Origin of the sequence: Micromonospora sp. NPDC001898 (genome assembly GCF_042891255.1) — a bacterium.
In the GTDB taxonomy this organism is placed as follows: domain Bacteria; phylum Actinomycetota; class Actinomycetes; order Mycobacteriales; family Micromonosporaceae; genus Micromonospora.
Map to the genome: position 1 here is coordinate 41,318 of NZ_JBIATC010000025.1, position 13,273 is coordinate 54,590.

13 protein-coding genes and 1 rRNA gene are annotated in these 13,273 nt (G+C 74.7%); 2 read left to right on the forward strand and 12 right to left on the reverse strand.

Going from position 1 to position 13,273, the window contains the following annotated elements; translation table 11 throughout:
* Positions 1–52: 52 nt before the first annotated feature.
* The 9 genes from murJ to ACFYZF_RS28405 form a co-directional block, all read right to left on the reverse strand.
* Positions 53–1,750 carry a murein biosynthesis integral membrane protein MurJ gene (murJ, locus tag ACFYZF_RS28365; protein ID WP_387025869.1) on the reverse strand — a complete coding sequence of 566 codons (1,698 nt, stop codon included), beginning with the start codon at positions 1,748–1,750 and terminating at the stop codon, positions 53–55.
* A gap of 1 nt (position 1,751) precedes the next feature.
* Positions 1,752–2,618 carry a hypothetical protein gene (locus ACFYZF_RS28370; RefSeq protein WP_387025871.1) on the reverse strand — a complete coding sequence of 289 codons (867 nt, stop codon included), beginning with the start codon at positions 2,616–2,618 and terminating at the stop codon, positions 1,752–1,754.
* Positions 2,619–2,685: 67 nt separating this feature from the next.
* Complete coding sequence (locus tag ACFYZF_RS28375) at positions 2,686–3,621, reverse strand: copper transporter (protein WP_387025873.1); 936 nt, start codon at positions 3,619–3,621, stop codon at positions 2,686–2,688.
* 27 nt (positions 3,622–3,648) lie between these two features.
* Entirely contained in the window at positions 3,649–4,827 is a 1,179-nt protein-coding gene (gene steA / locus ACFYZF_RS28380) for a putative cytokinetic ring protein SteA (protein ID WP_387025875.1), read from the reverse strand.
* 120 nt (positions 4,828–4,947) lie between these two features.
* Positions 4,948–6,705, reverse strand: coding sequence for a DNA repair protein RecN (gene recN, locus ACFYZF_RS28385; protein ID WP_387025877.1), 1,758 nt, complete (start codon positions 6,703–6,705; stop codon positions 4,948–4,950).
* Positions 6,706–6,856: 151 nt separating this feature from the next.
* Entirely contained in the window at positions 6,857–7,741 is an 885-nt protein-coding gene (locus ACFYZF_RS28390) for an NAD kinase (RefSeq protein ID WP_387025896.1), read from the reverse strand.
* A 14-nt stretch (positions 7,742–7,755) separates the two neighbouring features.
* Positions 7,756–8,637 carry a TlyA family RNA methyltransferase gene (locus tag ACFYZF_RS28395; protein ID WP_387025879.1) on the reverse strand — a complete coding sequence of 294 codons (882 nt, stop codon included), beginning with the start codon at positions 8,635–8,637 and terminating at the stop codon, positions 7,756–7,758.
* Positions 8,638–8,656: 19 nt separating this feature from the next.
* Positions 8,657–8,881, reverse strand: a complete 225-nt coding sequence (locus ACFYZF_RS28400) for a hypothetical protein (protein ID WP_387025881.1) — start codon at positions 8,879–8,881, stop codon at positions 8,657–8,659.
* A gap of 28 nt (positions 8,882–8,909) precedes the next feature.
* Positions 8,910–9,494 carry a hypothetical protein gene (locus tag ACFYZF_RS28405; protein ID WP_387025883.1) on the reverse strand — a complete coding sequence of 195 codons (585 nt, stop codon included), beginning with the start codon at positions 9,492–9,494 and terminating at the stop codon, positions 8,910–8,912.
* A gap of 113 nt (positions 9,495–9,607) precedes the next feature.
* Between ACFYZF_RS28405 and ACFYZF_RS28410 the strand changes: the two genes are divergently transcribed.
* Positions 9,608–9,946 (forward strand): alkyl sulfatase C-terminal domain-containing protein, encoded by a 339-nt coding sequence (locus ACFYZF_RS28410; RefSeq protein ID WP_387025885.1) that lies wholly within the window; start codon positions 9,608–9,610, stop codon positions 9,944–9,946.
* Between the two features lie 24 nt (positions 9,947–9,970).
* Here the strand turns inward: ACFYZF_RS28410 and ACFYZF_RS28415 are convergent, their stop codons facing one another.
* Together ACFYZF_RS28415 and ACFYZF_RS28420 are read right to left on the reverse strand one after the other, a co-directional pair.
* Positions 9,971–10,993 (reverse strand): HAD-IIA family hydrolase, encoded by a 1,023-nt coding sequence (locus ACFYZF_RS28415; RefSeq protein ID WP_387025886.1) that lies wholly within the window; start codon positions 10,991–10,993, stop codon positions 9,971–9,973.
* Positions 10,990–11,928 carry a tetratricopeptide repeat protein gene (locus ACFYZF_RS28420; RefSeq protein ID WP_387025888.1) on the reverse strand — a complete coding sequence of 313 codons (939 nt, stop codon included), beginning with the start codon at positions 11,926–11,928 and terminating at the stop codon, positions 10,990–10,992. The genes ACFYZF_RS28415 and ACFYZF_RS28420 overlap by 4 nt, the downstream gene beginning before the upstream one ends.
* Here ACFYZF_RS28420 and ACFYZF_RS28425 point away from each other — a divergent pair.
* The gene (locus ACFYZF_RS28425; RefSeq protein WP_387025890.1) at positions 11,905–13,089 is read left to right on the forward strand and encodes a hypothetical protein; all 1,185 of its coding nucleotides are present in this window, start codon (positions 11,905–11,907) and stop codon (positions 13,087–13,089) included. The two genes, ACFYZF_RS28420 and ACFYZF_RS28425, sit on opposite strands and share 24 nt — an antisense overlap.
* Before the next feature lie 91 nt (positions 13,090–13,180).
* Here ACFYZF_RS28425 and rrf read toward each other — a convergent pair.
* Positions 13,181–13,273: ribosomal RNA gene (rrf, locus tag ACFYZF_RS28430) — 5S ribosomal RNA — on the reverse strand; the annotation flags it as partial.

Below are 13,273 nucleotides of genomic sequence, written 5' to 3' on the forward strand. Positions count from 1 at the left end.
CGCGACCACCCCCGGACCACCGCCGCCGTCGGCCCGCCGCACGTCGTCGCGCTCACCCGGACACCGTCTCCTTTCCGTCGCCCCGTTCCGGGGGGACCACGCCCTCCTGCCGAGGCCCAACGGCGCGCCCGGCTCCCCGGCCCGCCCCGCCCAGCCGGCGGCGCGCGGCGGCCAGCAGCGGCCGGACGTCCCGCCGGTCGGTCAGGTACACGACGGCGAGGAACACGATGCCGACCACGGCTGCGGACAGCATGCCCTGCACGAGTGCCGCTGGTGCCGTCGGGGTGCCGTCGCCGGCCCCGGCCAGCACCCGGGCGACGCCCGCCCCGGCGAGCGCGCCGAGCGCCCCGCCGAGCAGCCCGGCCACCCCGGCGCGGGCCCCGCCGGCCAGCGCGACGTGACCGGCCGCGCGGCGCACCGCGACCAGCAGCAGGGCGCCGAGCAGCAGCATCCCGGCCGAGTTGGCCAGGGTCACCGCGAGCACCCGGTCGGCGCGGGGCAGCAGCGCCGCGAGCGGGGCGACGGCCAATGGCACGGCGAGCCAGCCGACGCTGATCGCGGCGGTGGCCGGCCGGGTGTCGCCCCGGGCGTACAGGGCCCGGGAGAGCACCGCGAACAGCCCGTAGCCGAGCAGGCCCGGGGCGAAGCCGGCGATCCCGGCGGCGACCGGGGCGGGGTCGTCCGGGTAGAAGAACGCGGCGACCGGCGCTGCGGTGCCGGCCAGCGCCGCCGCGCCGAGGCAGCTGAACAGGAACACACCACGGGTGGTCGAGGCGAGGGTGCGCCGGTACGCCTCCTCGTCGCCGGCCGCCGACGCCGCCGCCAGGGTCGGGTACGCGGCGACCGCGAGGGGCACGGCCAGCACCGCCCAGGGCAGCAGGTACATCGTCTGGGCCAGGTTGAACACCTGTGGCGAGCCGGTGGGGCCGCCCGAGACGCTCTTGATGATCACCGCGAGGGCGAGTTGCTGGGCGGTGACGGTTACCGCCCCGGCCACCGCTAGGCCGCCGACCCGGGCCCGGGTGTCGGCGTCGAACGCGTACCCGGGGCGCAGCCGCAGGCCCAACCGGCGCAGTGGGATCAGCAGCGACAACGACAGCACCACCACGCCGAGGGTGGTGCCGGCGGACAGCGCCAGCTCACCGGCCCGGCTCACCCCGGCGATGGTGGCCCCCCGTCCCTCGGTGCCCCCGAAGGCCAGGTACACCACGATCACGGTGAGGCTGGACAGCAGCGGGGCGATGACCGGCCAGGCGAACCGGCGGTGCGCCTGGAGCACCCCGGTCAGCACGATGCCGATGCCGTAGAGCGGCAACTGGGGGGCGAAGACCCGCAGCATCCGGGCGCCTGCGGCCAGCTCCGTCGGGCTGCGCCCGGAGCTGATCGCCTCGACGATCGGGCCGGCCAGCAACGCGACCGCCACGGCCAGCGGCACCAGCAGGGTCACCGTCCAGGTCAGCAGGGCCCCGGTTGTCGCGCCCACCGCCCGCCGGTCCCCCGCCGCGACCGGGCCGGCCAGCAGCGGTACGACCAGACTGGCCAGCGCCCCACCGGCCACGATCTCGAAGATGATGTTCGGCACGGTGTTCGCGATCACGTACATGCCGCCGAGATCGCTGCGCTCCATCACCAAGGTGAACGCGGCCGTGCGGCCGAAGCCGGCGAGCCGACTGACCACCGTGAGCACGGCGATCAACGCGGCCGCTCCGGCCACCCGGCCGGCGCCGGCGAGGGGTGCCGGAGTCTTCACGTCAGTCGGTGCGCCGGCCCAGTGCGTCCAGCTCGCGCAGGCCCGGGGTGGCCTGGATGACCTGGGTGAAACTGACCTTCTCGCTGACCGCGGTGAGCCCGGCGAGCACGGCGAGCGCGCCGGCCCGGCCGAGCGGCCCGGTGCGGGCCGCGAGGGCCACCCCGAGCAGCGCGCCGAGCGCGTTGGCCCCGCCGTCGCCGATCATCACCTGCTCGTCGAGGTCGTCGCTGAGCAGGCCGGCGGCGGCGCCCACCGCACCGGCGGCGATCCCGCCGTGCGGCCCGCGCGCCAGGGGCGCGCCGAGCAGCAGGCCGGACTTCAGGGCCCGCCCCGGCCGCAGGTCGAGCAGGTTGAGCAGGTTGGCCGTGCCGGCGATCACCCCGGCGCCGAGCAGCACGTCGACGGTGCGGCCGACCGCGCCGTGGCGCTGCCGGCGGGGATGGGCGGCGACGGTGGGGTCGGCGGCGAGCAGCGCGGCGGCGCCGAGACCGGCTGCGCCCACTCCGACGATCTTGACGAGGCCGGCGGTGACCCGCCCCTCCCGCAGCGCGGCGAGGTGCCCGGCGAAGCCCTTGGCGGCCTTCTGCTCCGGCCGGGCGCCGACCATGTCGTCGTAGACGCCGACCGCTCCCCCGCCCACGCCGGCCACCAGCGCGGCGGCGCCTGCGGGCCCGCTGGGCGCGCCGAGCGCGCCGGCCGCGGCGGCGCCGGCGGCGAGCGCCGGGCCGGCGGCCAGGGTGAGGGTGCGGCCCCGGAAGTTGGTGCGTTCCAGGGCCGGGGCGACCGGCGAGGTGCGCACCTCGCGCAGCGCGTACCGGGCGGCGGCGGCGCCGGCCCCGGCAATCAGCAGGCGGCCCAACAGGCTCACGCAATCACCCCGTTCAGGACGCCGCCGACGTGGCGGGCGGGATCGGACAGCCGGGTACGTCGTTCGCTCACTGGGGCAGTCTAGGCACCAGTGCGGTGGCATTGTCGCCTACGCCGTACTGGCCGGCCTTCTTCTCGACGACCTGCTGCACCAGCGCCAGGCTGGTGACCAGTTGCCCCTGCGTGGTGTTGGCGTCGTCGACGGTGGAGATGGTCTGCGACAGCACCGGGTCGCCCCGGACCACCGATACCACGTTCCCGCCCTCCGAGCCGGTGCCGGCCACCACGATCGCGCCGGCCCGGTCGAACTGCTCGGCGACCTTGACCACCGACTCGTCCTTCTTCGCCGAGTCCTTGTCCACGTACGGCTGCCCGCTGACCAGCACCACCGCCTCGGCCGGCCCGGTCACCTTCTCGTCGGTCGTCAGGTAACCGGTGTTGGTGTACGACGCCAGCACCGCCCTACGGTCGGCCTCGGTGGCGGGGGTGCCGCCGGCCCGGTCCAGCAGGACGCTGGCCAGCAGGGCGCTGGAGGTCTCGACGCCATGGCCGTTGCCGGGCAGGCCGGAGGCGGGGGCGCTGGGCCGGGCGGCGGTGACAGCCAGTTCCATCAGGTTGCTGTTGTTGTCCGGGTCGATGAACTTGTCCTGGAGGTCGACCCGACCGGTGACGGTGGCCCCGGCGGTCCGGAGCATCTTCAGCACGCCCTCGGCGTGCTCCCGCCCGCTGGGCAGGTCGAGCACCAGCACCCGGCGGCCGGCGAGCTTGCCCGACAGCACGATCGGGGCGATCTCGGCGGCGAACTGCTCCTCCATCTCCAGTTCCTTCTGCATGCTGTTGACCATCTGGCGCCTCTGCTGGTTGTCCTTGCTCAGCTCGTTCACGCGCTCCTTGAGCGAGTCGGCCACCGGGCCGTTGAGGGCGGCCGTGCCGACCACCAGGCCGATGGCCAACGCCAGGAAGACCGCGGTCAGGGACACCACGTGGTAGCGAAAGTTGATCACGCTTGCAGCCTCTTGATCGGTCGGGAGCTAGAAGAGCTGGCCGAGCTGGAACACGAAATTGTTCCACCATTCGCTGACCACGCCCAGATATGCCTTGCCGACGGTGGAGACCGCCACGGCGGAGGCCATCGCCGCCACCGCCGCGAGCACCAGCAGCAGCAGGGAGGAGCCGGAGATGCTCTGCCGGTAGAGCCGGCTGACGCCCTTGGCGTCCACCAGCTTCCCGCCGACCTTGAGCCGGGTGAGGAACGTCGAGGCCATCCCGCCCCGGCCCTTGTCGAGGAACTCGACCAGGGTGGCGTGCGTGCCGACCGCCACCAGCAGCGAGGCGCCCTTCTCGTCGGCCAGCAGCATCGCCAGGTCCTCGCTGGTCGCCGCCGCCGGGAAGGTGATCGCCGGGACGCCCAGCCCGTTGACCCGGGGCAGCCCCGGCGCCCGCCCGTCCGGGTACGCGTGCACGACCACCTCGGCGCCGCAGCGCAGCACGTCGTCGGTGACCGAGTCCATGTCCCCGATGATCATGTCGGGGGTGTAGCCCGCCTCCACCAGCGCGTCCGCCCCGCCGTCCACGCCGATCAGCACCGGCTTGAACTCCCGGATGTACGGGCGCAGCACGTCCAGGTCGTCCTTGTAGTCGTAGCCGCGCACCACGATCAGACAGTGCCGGCCCTGGATCTGGGTCTGGATCTCCGGCACGCCGACGCCGTCGAGGAGCAGGTCGCGTTCCTGCCGGAGGTAGTCCATGGTGTTGGCGGCGAACGCCTCCAACTGCACCGACAGCCCCTCCCGGGCGTCGGCCATCGCCTTGGCCACCGTCTCGGTGTCCTGGAGGGCGCCGTGCGCGACCGGCTCGCCGCCGACGTAGACGGTGTTGCCCTCGATCCGGACGGTGTCGCCCTCCCGGACCTGCTCGAAGATCCCCTCACCGAGGTCGTCCAGGAGCGGGATGCCGCCGGCGACCAGCACCTCGGGGCCGAGATTCGGATACCGGCCGGAGACCGATGGTTTGGCGTTGAGCACGGCGGCGACCCCGACGGCGACCAACGAATCGGCCGCCACCCGGTCCAGGTCGACGTGGTCGATGATCGCGATGTCGCCCGGGCGCAGCCGGCCGACCAGGCGTTTCGTCCGGCGATCGAGGCGCGCGGTGCCGAGGACTGTGTCCGGTTCCGCGCTCCGGTTCCGGCGCAACGTGGGTAGACGCATCGTGACCATCCTGGCATGTGAGGCAGGCAATTCTGTCGCGACATGCCTGGGCAGGGCCGCCTACCCAGGGAAGCACACCGCAGCGCACACTGGTGTGCCTGCGCTCACAATCGGCCGCGGTCAGGGCCGCCTTTCCCGAGCCGCGACGGCCAACAGCTCCTCCGCGTGGGCGATACCCAGATCCGAGTCCGGCAAACCCGCCAGCATCCGGGCCAGCTCGCGGGCCCGCGCGGTGTCCTCCACCACCCGCACCCCGCTGGTGGTGACCGCGCCCCCGGTGTCCTTCGCCACCACCAGGTGCCGGTCCGCGAACGCGGCCACCTGCGGCAGGTGGGTGACCACCAGCACCTGGTGACTGCGGGCCAGCCGGGCCAGCCGACGGCCGATCTCCACCGCCGCCTGGCCACCGACACCCGCGTCGACCTCGTCGAAGACCAGGGTGGGCGGGCCACCGGAACCGGCGAAGACCACCTCGATGGCGAGCATCACCCGGGACAGCTCACCGCCGGACGCGCCGCGCTGCAACGGCAGCGACGGTGCGCCCGGATGGGCCAGCAGCCGCAGCTCCACCTCGTCACCGCCGTCCGGACCCACTCCGACCTCGACGCCATTGACCGGCAGGCTCGGCTCCGACTTCCCCACCGATCGGGGCAGCACCGCCACCTCGATCCGGGCGTGCGGCATGGCCAGCCCGGCCAGCTCGACGGTGACCTGCTCGGCGAACCGGGTCGCCGCCTCCTGTCGGGATGTCGACACCCGCCCGGCCAGCTCGGCCACCTCACCGGCCAGCCGGGACGCCTCCCGGCCCAGTTCGTCGAGGAACTCGTCGGAGGTGCCCAGGTCGGAAAGCCGGACGCGGGCCCGCTCCGCCCAGGCGACCACCCCGTCGACGTCGTCGGCGTACTTGCGGGTCAGCCCCCGCAGCGCCGCCCGCCGCTCGTAGATGGTCTGCAACCGCGCCGGGTCGGCGTCCAGCGCCGCCAGGTACGCCGACAGCTCGGCGGAGACGTCGGCGACCAGAGTCGCCGCTTCCTCCAGCCGGGCCGCCAGGTCGCCCAGGGCCGCGTCGGTGCCGGCCTGCGCCTCCAGCGTGCGCCGGGCCAGCCCGAGCAGCGCCGTGGCGTCCGGCGTCTCGTCAGTCGACTCGGCACCGCCGGCCACGCACTGGTGCGCCGTCTGCGCCGCCGTGCGCAGCCCCTCGGCGTGCTCCAGGCGCTGCGCCTCCGCCTTCAGCTCGTTGTCCTCACCCGGCTGCGGGTCGACCCGGCTGATCTCGTCCAGCCCCAGCCGGAGCAGGTCGGCCTCCTGGCTGCGGGCCCGGGCGTTGCGCCGCCGGTCGGCCAGGTCCTCGACCACCGTCCGCCACCGGGTGTACGTCTCGCGCAGCGCGTCTGTCAGCTTCTCGTGCTCCGGCCCGGCGAACCGGTCCAGCGCGGCCCGCTGCTCGGTCGGTCGCAGCAGGCGCAGTTGGTCGGACTGGCCGTGCACCGCCACCACCTGCTCGCCGACCTCGCCGAGCATCGCCACCGGCATGCTGCGCCCGCCCAGGTGCGCCCGGGAGCGCCCCTCCAGGGTGACCGTCCGGCTCAGCAGCAGCGCGCCGTCGTCGTCGGGCTCGCCGCCGGCGTCGATGACCCGGGCGTGCACGGCCGCCGCGACCCGACCGACGAGGCGCAGCCGCCCCTCGACCACCGCACGGCCCGGCTGGGCGCGCACCCGGCCGGCGTCGGCCCGGCCACCGAAGAGCAGGCCGAGACCGGTCACCACCATCGTCTTGCCGGCACCGGTCTCGCCGGTGATGACGTTCATCCCACCGGCCAACGGCAGCGTGGTGTCCTCGATGACGCCCAGTCCGGTGATGCGCAGCTCTTCCAGCACAGCACCCGACAGTAGACGCGGTCCCCGACAGTTGACCAGCCGGCGCGGCCGGGACGCGGCGCCGACCCGGGCGAACACCCGCCCCGGCGCCGCCCCCGGCCCGCCGTCCAGCCTGCTGGTCACCGTCGGCGGGACGCCGGGGAGACCTCGCTCACCTACGGTTGCCCCGCCAGCCGTGCACCGGCAGCCCGAACTTCGCCACCAACCGGTCGGTGAACGACCGGGCCTGCAGCCGCACCACACACACCGGCAACGCGCCACGACGCACCGTGACCCTGGCACCCGGCGGCAGGTCGTACACGCGCCGGCCGTCGCAGCAGAGCACCGCCAGGGTGGTGAACGGGTCCACCGTGATCGAGAACGTCGACGTCGGCGAAGTGACCAGGGGCCGGCTGAACAGCGCGTGCGCGCTGATCGGCACCAACAGCAGCGCCTCCACCTCCGGCCAGACCACCGGCCCGCCACCGGAGAACGCGTACGCGGTGGAGCCGGTCGGTGTCGCGCACACCACGCCGTCGCAGCCGTACCGCGACAGCGGCCGGCCGTCCACGTCGACGAGGAGCTCCAGCATCTGGGCCCGCTCGCCCTTCTCGACGCTGATCTCGTTGAGCGCCCAGGACTCGATCGTCGGGCCGCCGTCGAACTCCGCGGTCACGTCCAGGGTGAGCCGTTCGTCCACCGTGTAGTTGCGCTCGACCACGTCGCGCACCGCCACGTCGAGGTCGTCGATCTCCGCCTCGGCGAGGAAGCCGACCTTGCCGAGGTTGATACCGAGCAGCGGCACCTTCGTCGGGCGGGCCAGCTCGGCTGCCCGCAGGAACGTGCCGTCCCCGCCGAGGGCGAAGACGATCTCCGCGCCCTGTGCGGCCTCGGGGCCGGTCACCGGCACCACGCCGGGCAGGTCCAGGTCCTCGGCCTCCTCGGCCACCACCCGCACCTCGAAGCCCGCGGCGATCAGGTCCGCTGCGACCGCCCTGGCGTGCTCGGTGCTGCGGCGCCGGCCCGTGTGCGTCACGAGCAGCGCGGTACGACTCACCGGATCCCTCGCGCTCACCCTGCCACCTCCTCCGGGGCCGTTTCCGGCTCCTGCGGGGCCGCGTCCGGCGTGCTGCCGGACGGGGGCGGGCCCTGCGGGCCGGCCGCCACGACGGCCCGCACCCGCTGCGGGTCGGCCGTCGACGCGCCCCGGCGTAACCATACGAAGAACTCGACGTTGCCGCTGGGCCCCGGCAGTGGGCTCGCGGTAACGTCCGCCAGACCCAGGCCGAGCGTGGCCGCCGCCGCCGCCACATCGAGGACGGCCTCGGCGCGCAACGCCTCGTCGCGCACCACCCCGCCGGCGCCGACCCGGTCCCTGCCCACCTCGAACTGGGGCTTGACCATCAGCGCCAGGTCGCCGTCGGGCCGGGTGCAGGCGGCCAGCGCCGGCAGCACCAGCCGCAGCGAGATGAACGACAGGTCGGCCACCGTCAGGTCGACCTGCCCGCCGATCACCTCCGGGGTCAGGGTGCGGACGTTGGTGCGTTCGAGGACGCGTACCCGGTCGTCGGTGCGCAGCGACCAGGCGAGCTGGCCGTACCCGACGTCCACGGCGACCACCTCGGCCGCGTCGGCGCGCAGCAGGACGTCGGTGAAGCCGCCGGTCGACGCGCCGGCGTCGAGGCAGCGGCGGCCGGCCACCCGCAGCCCGCCCGGGGTGAACGCGGCAAGCGCGCCGGCCAGCTTGTGCCCGCCCCGGGAGACGTACTCCGAGACGGGGTCGGCACCGGTGACCAGCAGCGGGTCGGCGGGGTCGACCATCGCGGCGGCCTTGCGGGCCGGCACCCCGCGAAGCCGGACCCGCCCGGCCTCCACGAGCGCGGCGGCCTGCTCCCGGGAGCGGGCCAGCCCGCGGCGGACGAGTTCGGCGTCGAGCCGGGTGCGACGTGCCATGGGAAGGTTCTCCGGTCGGTCAGGCCTGGTCGATGGTGGCGAGCGTCTCGCGCAGCGTCTGGTACGCCGCCTCGTACTGCGGGATCTGGTCTGCCGGCGAGAGCGCCGCGGCGTTCGCCATCGCCTGGACGGCGGCGTCCACCGCCGGGTGCCGGACCGCCCCGTCGTCGTCGACGCCGACCGGGCGCGGCGACGGACCCGGCCGGGGACCGGGCGGCGGGCCCGGCCGGAACGGCGCGCTCACCGCTCGCCTCGGCCCGTCGCGGGTACGTTCACTTCGCGCCGCCGGGCTGCTGCTTGCGCGGCACCGCCTTCACCGGCCGGGCCGGCTCCGCGCCACCCTCGTCGGTACCGGTACGGCTCACCGTGGCCTGCGGCTTGCGGGCGATGGTCTTCTTCGCGACGGCCTTCTTGGCCACCGTCTTCTTCGTCACGGCCTGCGTCGCCACCGCGTCCGGGGCGGCGGGGCCCGTCGGCTCCACGGCGGCGGAGGGCAGGGGGGCCGGCTCCGCCGCGCCGGCCGGCAGTGCGGACCCGACGGGTGCGGCCGGGCCCGCCTTGGCCTCCCGGAGCTGACGCTCCAACTCGTGCACCCGGCGGGTCAGCTCGGCCACCTCGTCGGCGGCCGCCAGTCCCACCGCGCCGAGCGCGCGGTCCACCTCGAAGCGCACCAGTTTGGTCAGCGCCTCCCGGTTGGCCACACCGGTCGAGACCAGCTCCTCGGCGAGGGCCTGGAGCTGGGTGGCCGTCGCCTCACCGGAGCCGACCAGCCGGCGTACGACGTCCTGGGCCTTCTTCCGGGGGGCCTCCGTCAGGCCCATGGCCAGTCCGAGGTAGGCGCGCCACGCGTCCTGCATGCCTGAGTCCTTCCACGGGGGTGGGGTTTCAGGTGTCACGCTACCGGGCGCCGCGCGACGCCCATTGCGGTACGGTGCCGGGAAACGGGCGTGGCGAGGTGTGAGGAGACGATGTGGCCAGCGTGGACGAGTGCCGGCAGGCGTTGCAAAATCTGGCCGCCCGGCTGGACCGCAACGCCGAGACCGTGCGGGGGCGGATCGACCTGGACCGCACTCTGGCCTGCCGGGTGACCGATCTGGGTGCGGCCTTCCACGGCCGACTCGCCGACGGGCGGCTGCTCGACCTGACCGACGGCGACGACCCGAAGGCGAAGATCGCGCTGAGCACCAGCAGCGACAATCTGCTCGCCCTCGTCCGCGGCGAGCTCGACGTCACCCGGGCGGTGGCGTCCAAGCAGGTCTCGATCAAGGCGAACCCGTTCGACCTGCTGAAGCTCCGCAAGCTGCTCTGACCGGCCGGGACGCCGGTCCCCGGATCAGTCCGTCAGGCCGAGGTCGGCCAACGCCTCGATGGCCTCCGGCGACCCCGCCCGGACCGCCGGGCCGGCGTCCGCCGCCCACGCGACGGCGCAGAGGGCGGCCAGGGCGTCCAGCGGCCGTCCCGCCCCGGTCAGTTCCAGCACGCCGTCGTCGGCCACGGTCGCCGACCAGCCACCGGTCTCCGGGTCGCCGGGAACCCGGACCACCGCCGCCGGGTCGAACAGCCCGGCCAGATCGACCGAGACGTACGTCGGGCGACGCGCCGGGGCTGCGGCCAGCAGCTCGGGCACATCGCTGACGCCGGTGAGCACCAGCAGGCTGTCCAGCCCGGCCCGGCGCGCACCCTCGATGTCGGTGTCCAGCCGGTCGCCCACCACCAGGGCGCGCCCCTCACCGGCCCGGCGGGCGGCGGTGGCGAACAGCGCCGGCTCGGGCTTGCCCACCACCACGTCCGGTTCCCGGTCGAGCGCGGTGCGCAGCACGGCCACCAGCGATCCGTTGCCCGGCAGCGGGCCACGCCCGCTCGGCAGGGTGCGGTCGGTGTTCGTGGCGATCCAGATCGCGCCCGCCCGCACTGCCAGCGACGCCTCGGCCAGGTCCGCCCAGCCGACCTGTGGGCCGTACCCCTGCACCACCGCGGCCGGGGCGTCGTCGGCGTGGGAGACCGGGCGCAGCCCGACCGCGCCGACCTCGGCGCGCAGCGCCTCCGCCCCCACCACCAGGACAGCCGCGCCGGCGGGCAGCCGCTCCGCCAGCAGTTCGGCAGAGGCGGCTGCCGAGGTCAGCACCTCCTCCGGGGTGGCGGGCACGCCCATCCCGGTGAGCAGGTCGGCGACCTCGCTGGAACGACGGGACGCGTTGTTCGTGGCGTACGCGACCGCCCGTCCCTCCGCGCGCAGCCGACCCACCGCCGCGACGGCGCCGGGGATCGGCCGGTCGATCAGGTAGATCACCCCGTCCAGGTCGAAGACGACCAGCGAGTACCCGTCGGCCAGCCGACCCCCGGCGTCCGTGGTCACCGCTGGTCCGTACCCGATTCGCGGTCGCCGGCTGGCTTTTCGCCACGCGCCGACCCGGGCGGGGCGGCAACGGTGCCGGCCTCGTCGTCGGTCAGCTCGTCCCCGGCCGGGTCGTCGGCGCGCCGCCCGTCGACACCCTCGTCCTCGTCCTCGTCGTCCTCGTCCTCGTCGTCTTCGTCGCGGTCGGCGGCGGCGGCGTCCGAAGAGTCGAGGTCCTCGTCCCGGTCCTCGGCACCGAGGGCGTCCTCGTCGTCCGCCCCGCCGGCGACCGGCTCAGCCGGCACCGCGCCCGGGCTTCCCGGCCCGGCAGCGATCTCCTCGGCCGGCTCGTCGTCCTCGTCGTCGCCCTCGATCTGCACCCCGTCGAGTTCGAGCAGCCGCTCGGCCGCGTCGGTCTCGCCGTCGGTGTCGACCTCGGACGCCCGGGAGAACCACTCCCGGGCCTCCTCGCGCCGCCCGACCGCGAGCAGCGCGTCGGCGTACGCGTACCGGAGCCGGGCAGCCCACGGGTCGGTCGCCTCGCTCGTCAGCTCACGAACCTGGAGCATCGCCACCGCGGCGTCCTTCTGGCCGAGGTCACCACGGGCGCCGGCGGCCACGATCAGCAGCTCGATCGCAACGGCCTGGTCCAGCTTCTCCTGGTCGGCGCCCCGGAACAGGTCGATCGCCCGTTCCGGCCGCCCGAGCGCCCGCTCGCAGTCGGCGAGCACCGCCAGGTGGCTCTGCAAGCCGGTCATCCGGTGGTACGTGCGCAGCTCGGCGATGGCCGTCTGCCACTCCCCCGTGTGGTACGCGGCCAACCCGACCGCCTCCCGGACCGCCGAGATCCGCGACGCGAGCCGCCGGGCGGCCATCGCGTGTGCCAGCGCCTCGACCGGAGCCTCGTCGATCAGCTGGCCGGTCGCGACCAGGTGCCGGGCGACGGTGTCCGCCACCGGCTTGGCCAGCGAGAGCAGCTCGGCGCGGACCGTCGAGTCCAGGTCGGTCGCGACGATCTCGTCCGGCAGCGCGGGCGCGTCCGTCGTACGGTCGCCCTCCGCCGATCCGGCGCGGTCCCGCCGGTCGTCGCGGGCGGGGCCGGCGGTGTAACCGCCTTCCCGTCGCCGGTCCTCGGGAGCACGGCGGTCGTCGCGGCGCGGACGCTCGCCCTGACCGGCCCGGTCACCGCCACCCTCGCGGGAGCCGGACCGGAAGCCACCCTCACGCGAGCCACCGCCCTGGTACCCGCCCTCACGACGGTCACCGCCGCGGAAGCCGCCCTCACGCGCCGGGCCACCCTCACGCGGGCCGGAACGGAAGCCACCTTCACGACGGTCACCGCCGCGGAAGCCGCCCTCACGCGACGGGCCACCCTCACGCGGGCCAGACCGGAAACCACCCTCACGCGAGCCACCACCCTGGTACCCGCCCTCACGACGGTCACCACCACGGAAGCCACCCTCACGCGACGGGCCACCCTCACGCGGGCCAGACCGGAAGCCACCCTCACGGGAGCCACCACCCTGGTACCCACCCTCACGCGAGCCGGAACGGAAACCGCCCTCACGACGGTCACCACCGGATCCACCTTCACGCGGACCAGACCGGAAACCACCCTCACGCGAGCCACCACCCTGGTACCCACCCTCACGCGAGCCGGAACGGAAACCGCCCTCACGACGGTCACCACCACGGAAGCCACCCTCACGCGGGCCAGACCGGAAGCCACCCTCACGGGAGCCACCCTCACGCGGACCGGAACGGAAGCCACCCTCACGGGAGCCGCCGCTCTGGTACCCGCCCTCACGCGGGCCGGAACGGAAACCACCCTCACGACGGTCGCCGCCGCGGAAGTCGCGGCCTTCACCGCGCGGTGCACCGCGGCTGTCGCCATCTCGGCGGTCGCTGCCGCCAGCGGGGCGGGAGTCGTCACGGGAAGCACCCCGGAACCCGCCCTCGCGGCGGTCACCGCCACGGAAACCACCGCCCTGGCCGCCGTGCTGACCACCGGCTCGATCGCCGCGGTACGGGGGACGGTCGTCGCGTCGGGGCGCCCCGTCACGTCGGTCGGAGCGGTCTTCGGAACGACGAGGACGGTCGCCGTCGTGCGGTCCTGAACTCACAGGTACATCCTTCCTGATTGCGCCGGAACCGACGCTACGCAGTCGAGGGCCGACCCGGGGGGGGCGGCCCTCGACTGGAAAGAATGTCCGGCGGTGTCCTACTCTCCCACACCCTCCCGAGTGCAGTACCATCGGCGCTGGAGGGCTTAGCTTCCGGGTTCGGAATGTAACCGGGCGT

Excerpts from the sequence above, each read along its gene's own strand:
- ACFYZF_RS28395 (WP_387025879.1), bottom strand. The coding sequence starts at position 8,637 with ATGGCACGTCGCACCCGGCTCGACGCCGAACTCGTCCGCCGCGGGCTG.
- steA (WP_387025875.1), bottom strand. The coding sequence starts at position 4,827 with ATGCGTCTACCCACGTTGCGCCGGAACCGGAGCGCGGAACCGGACACA.
- ACFYZF_RS28405 (WP_387025883.1), bottom strand. The coding sequence starts at position 9,494 with ATGCAGGACGCGTGGCGCGCCTACCTCGGACTGGCCATGGGCCTGACG.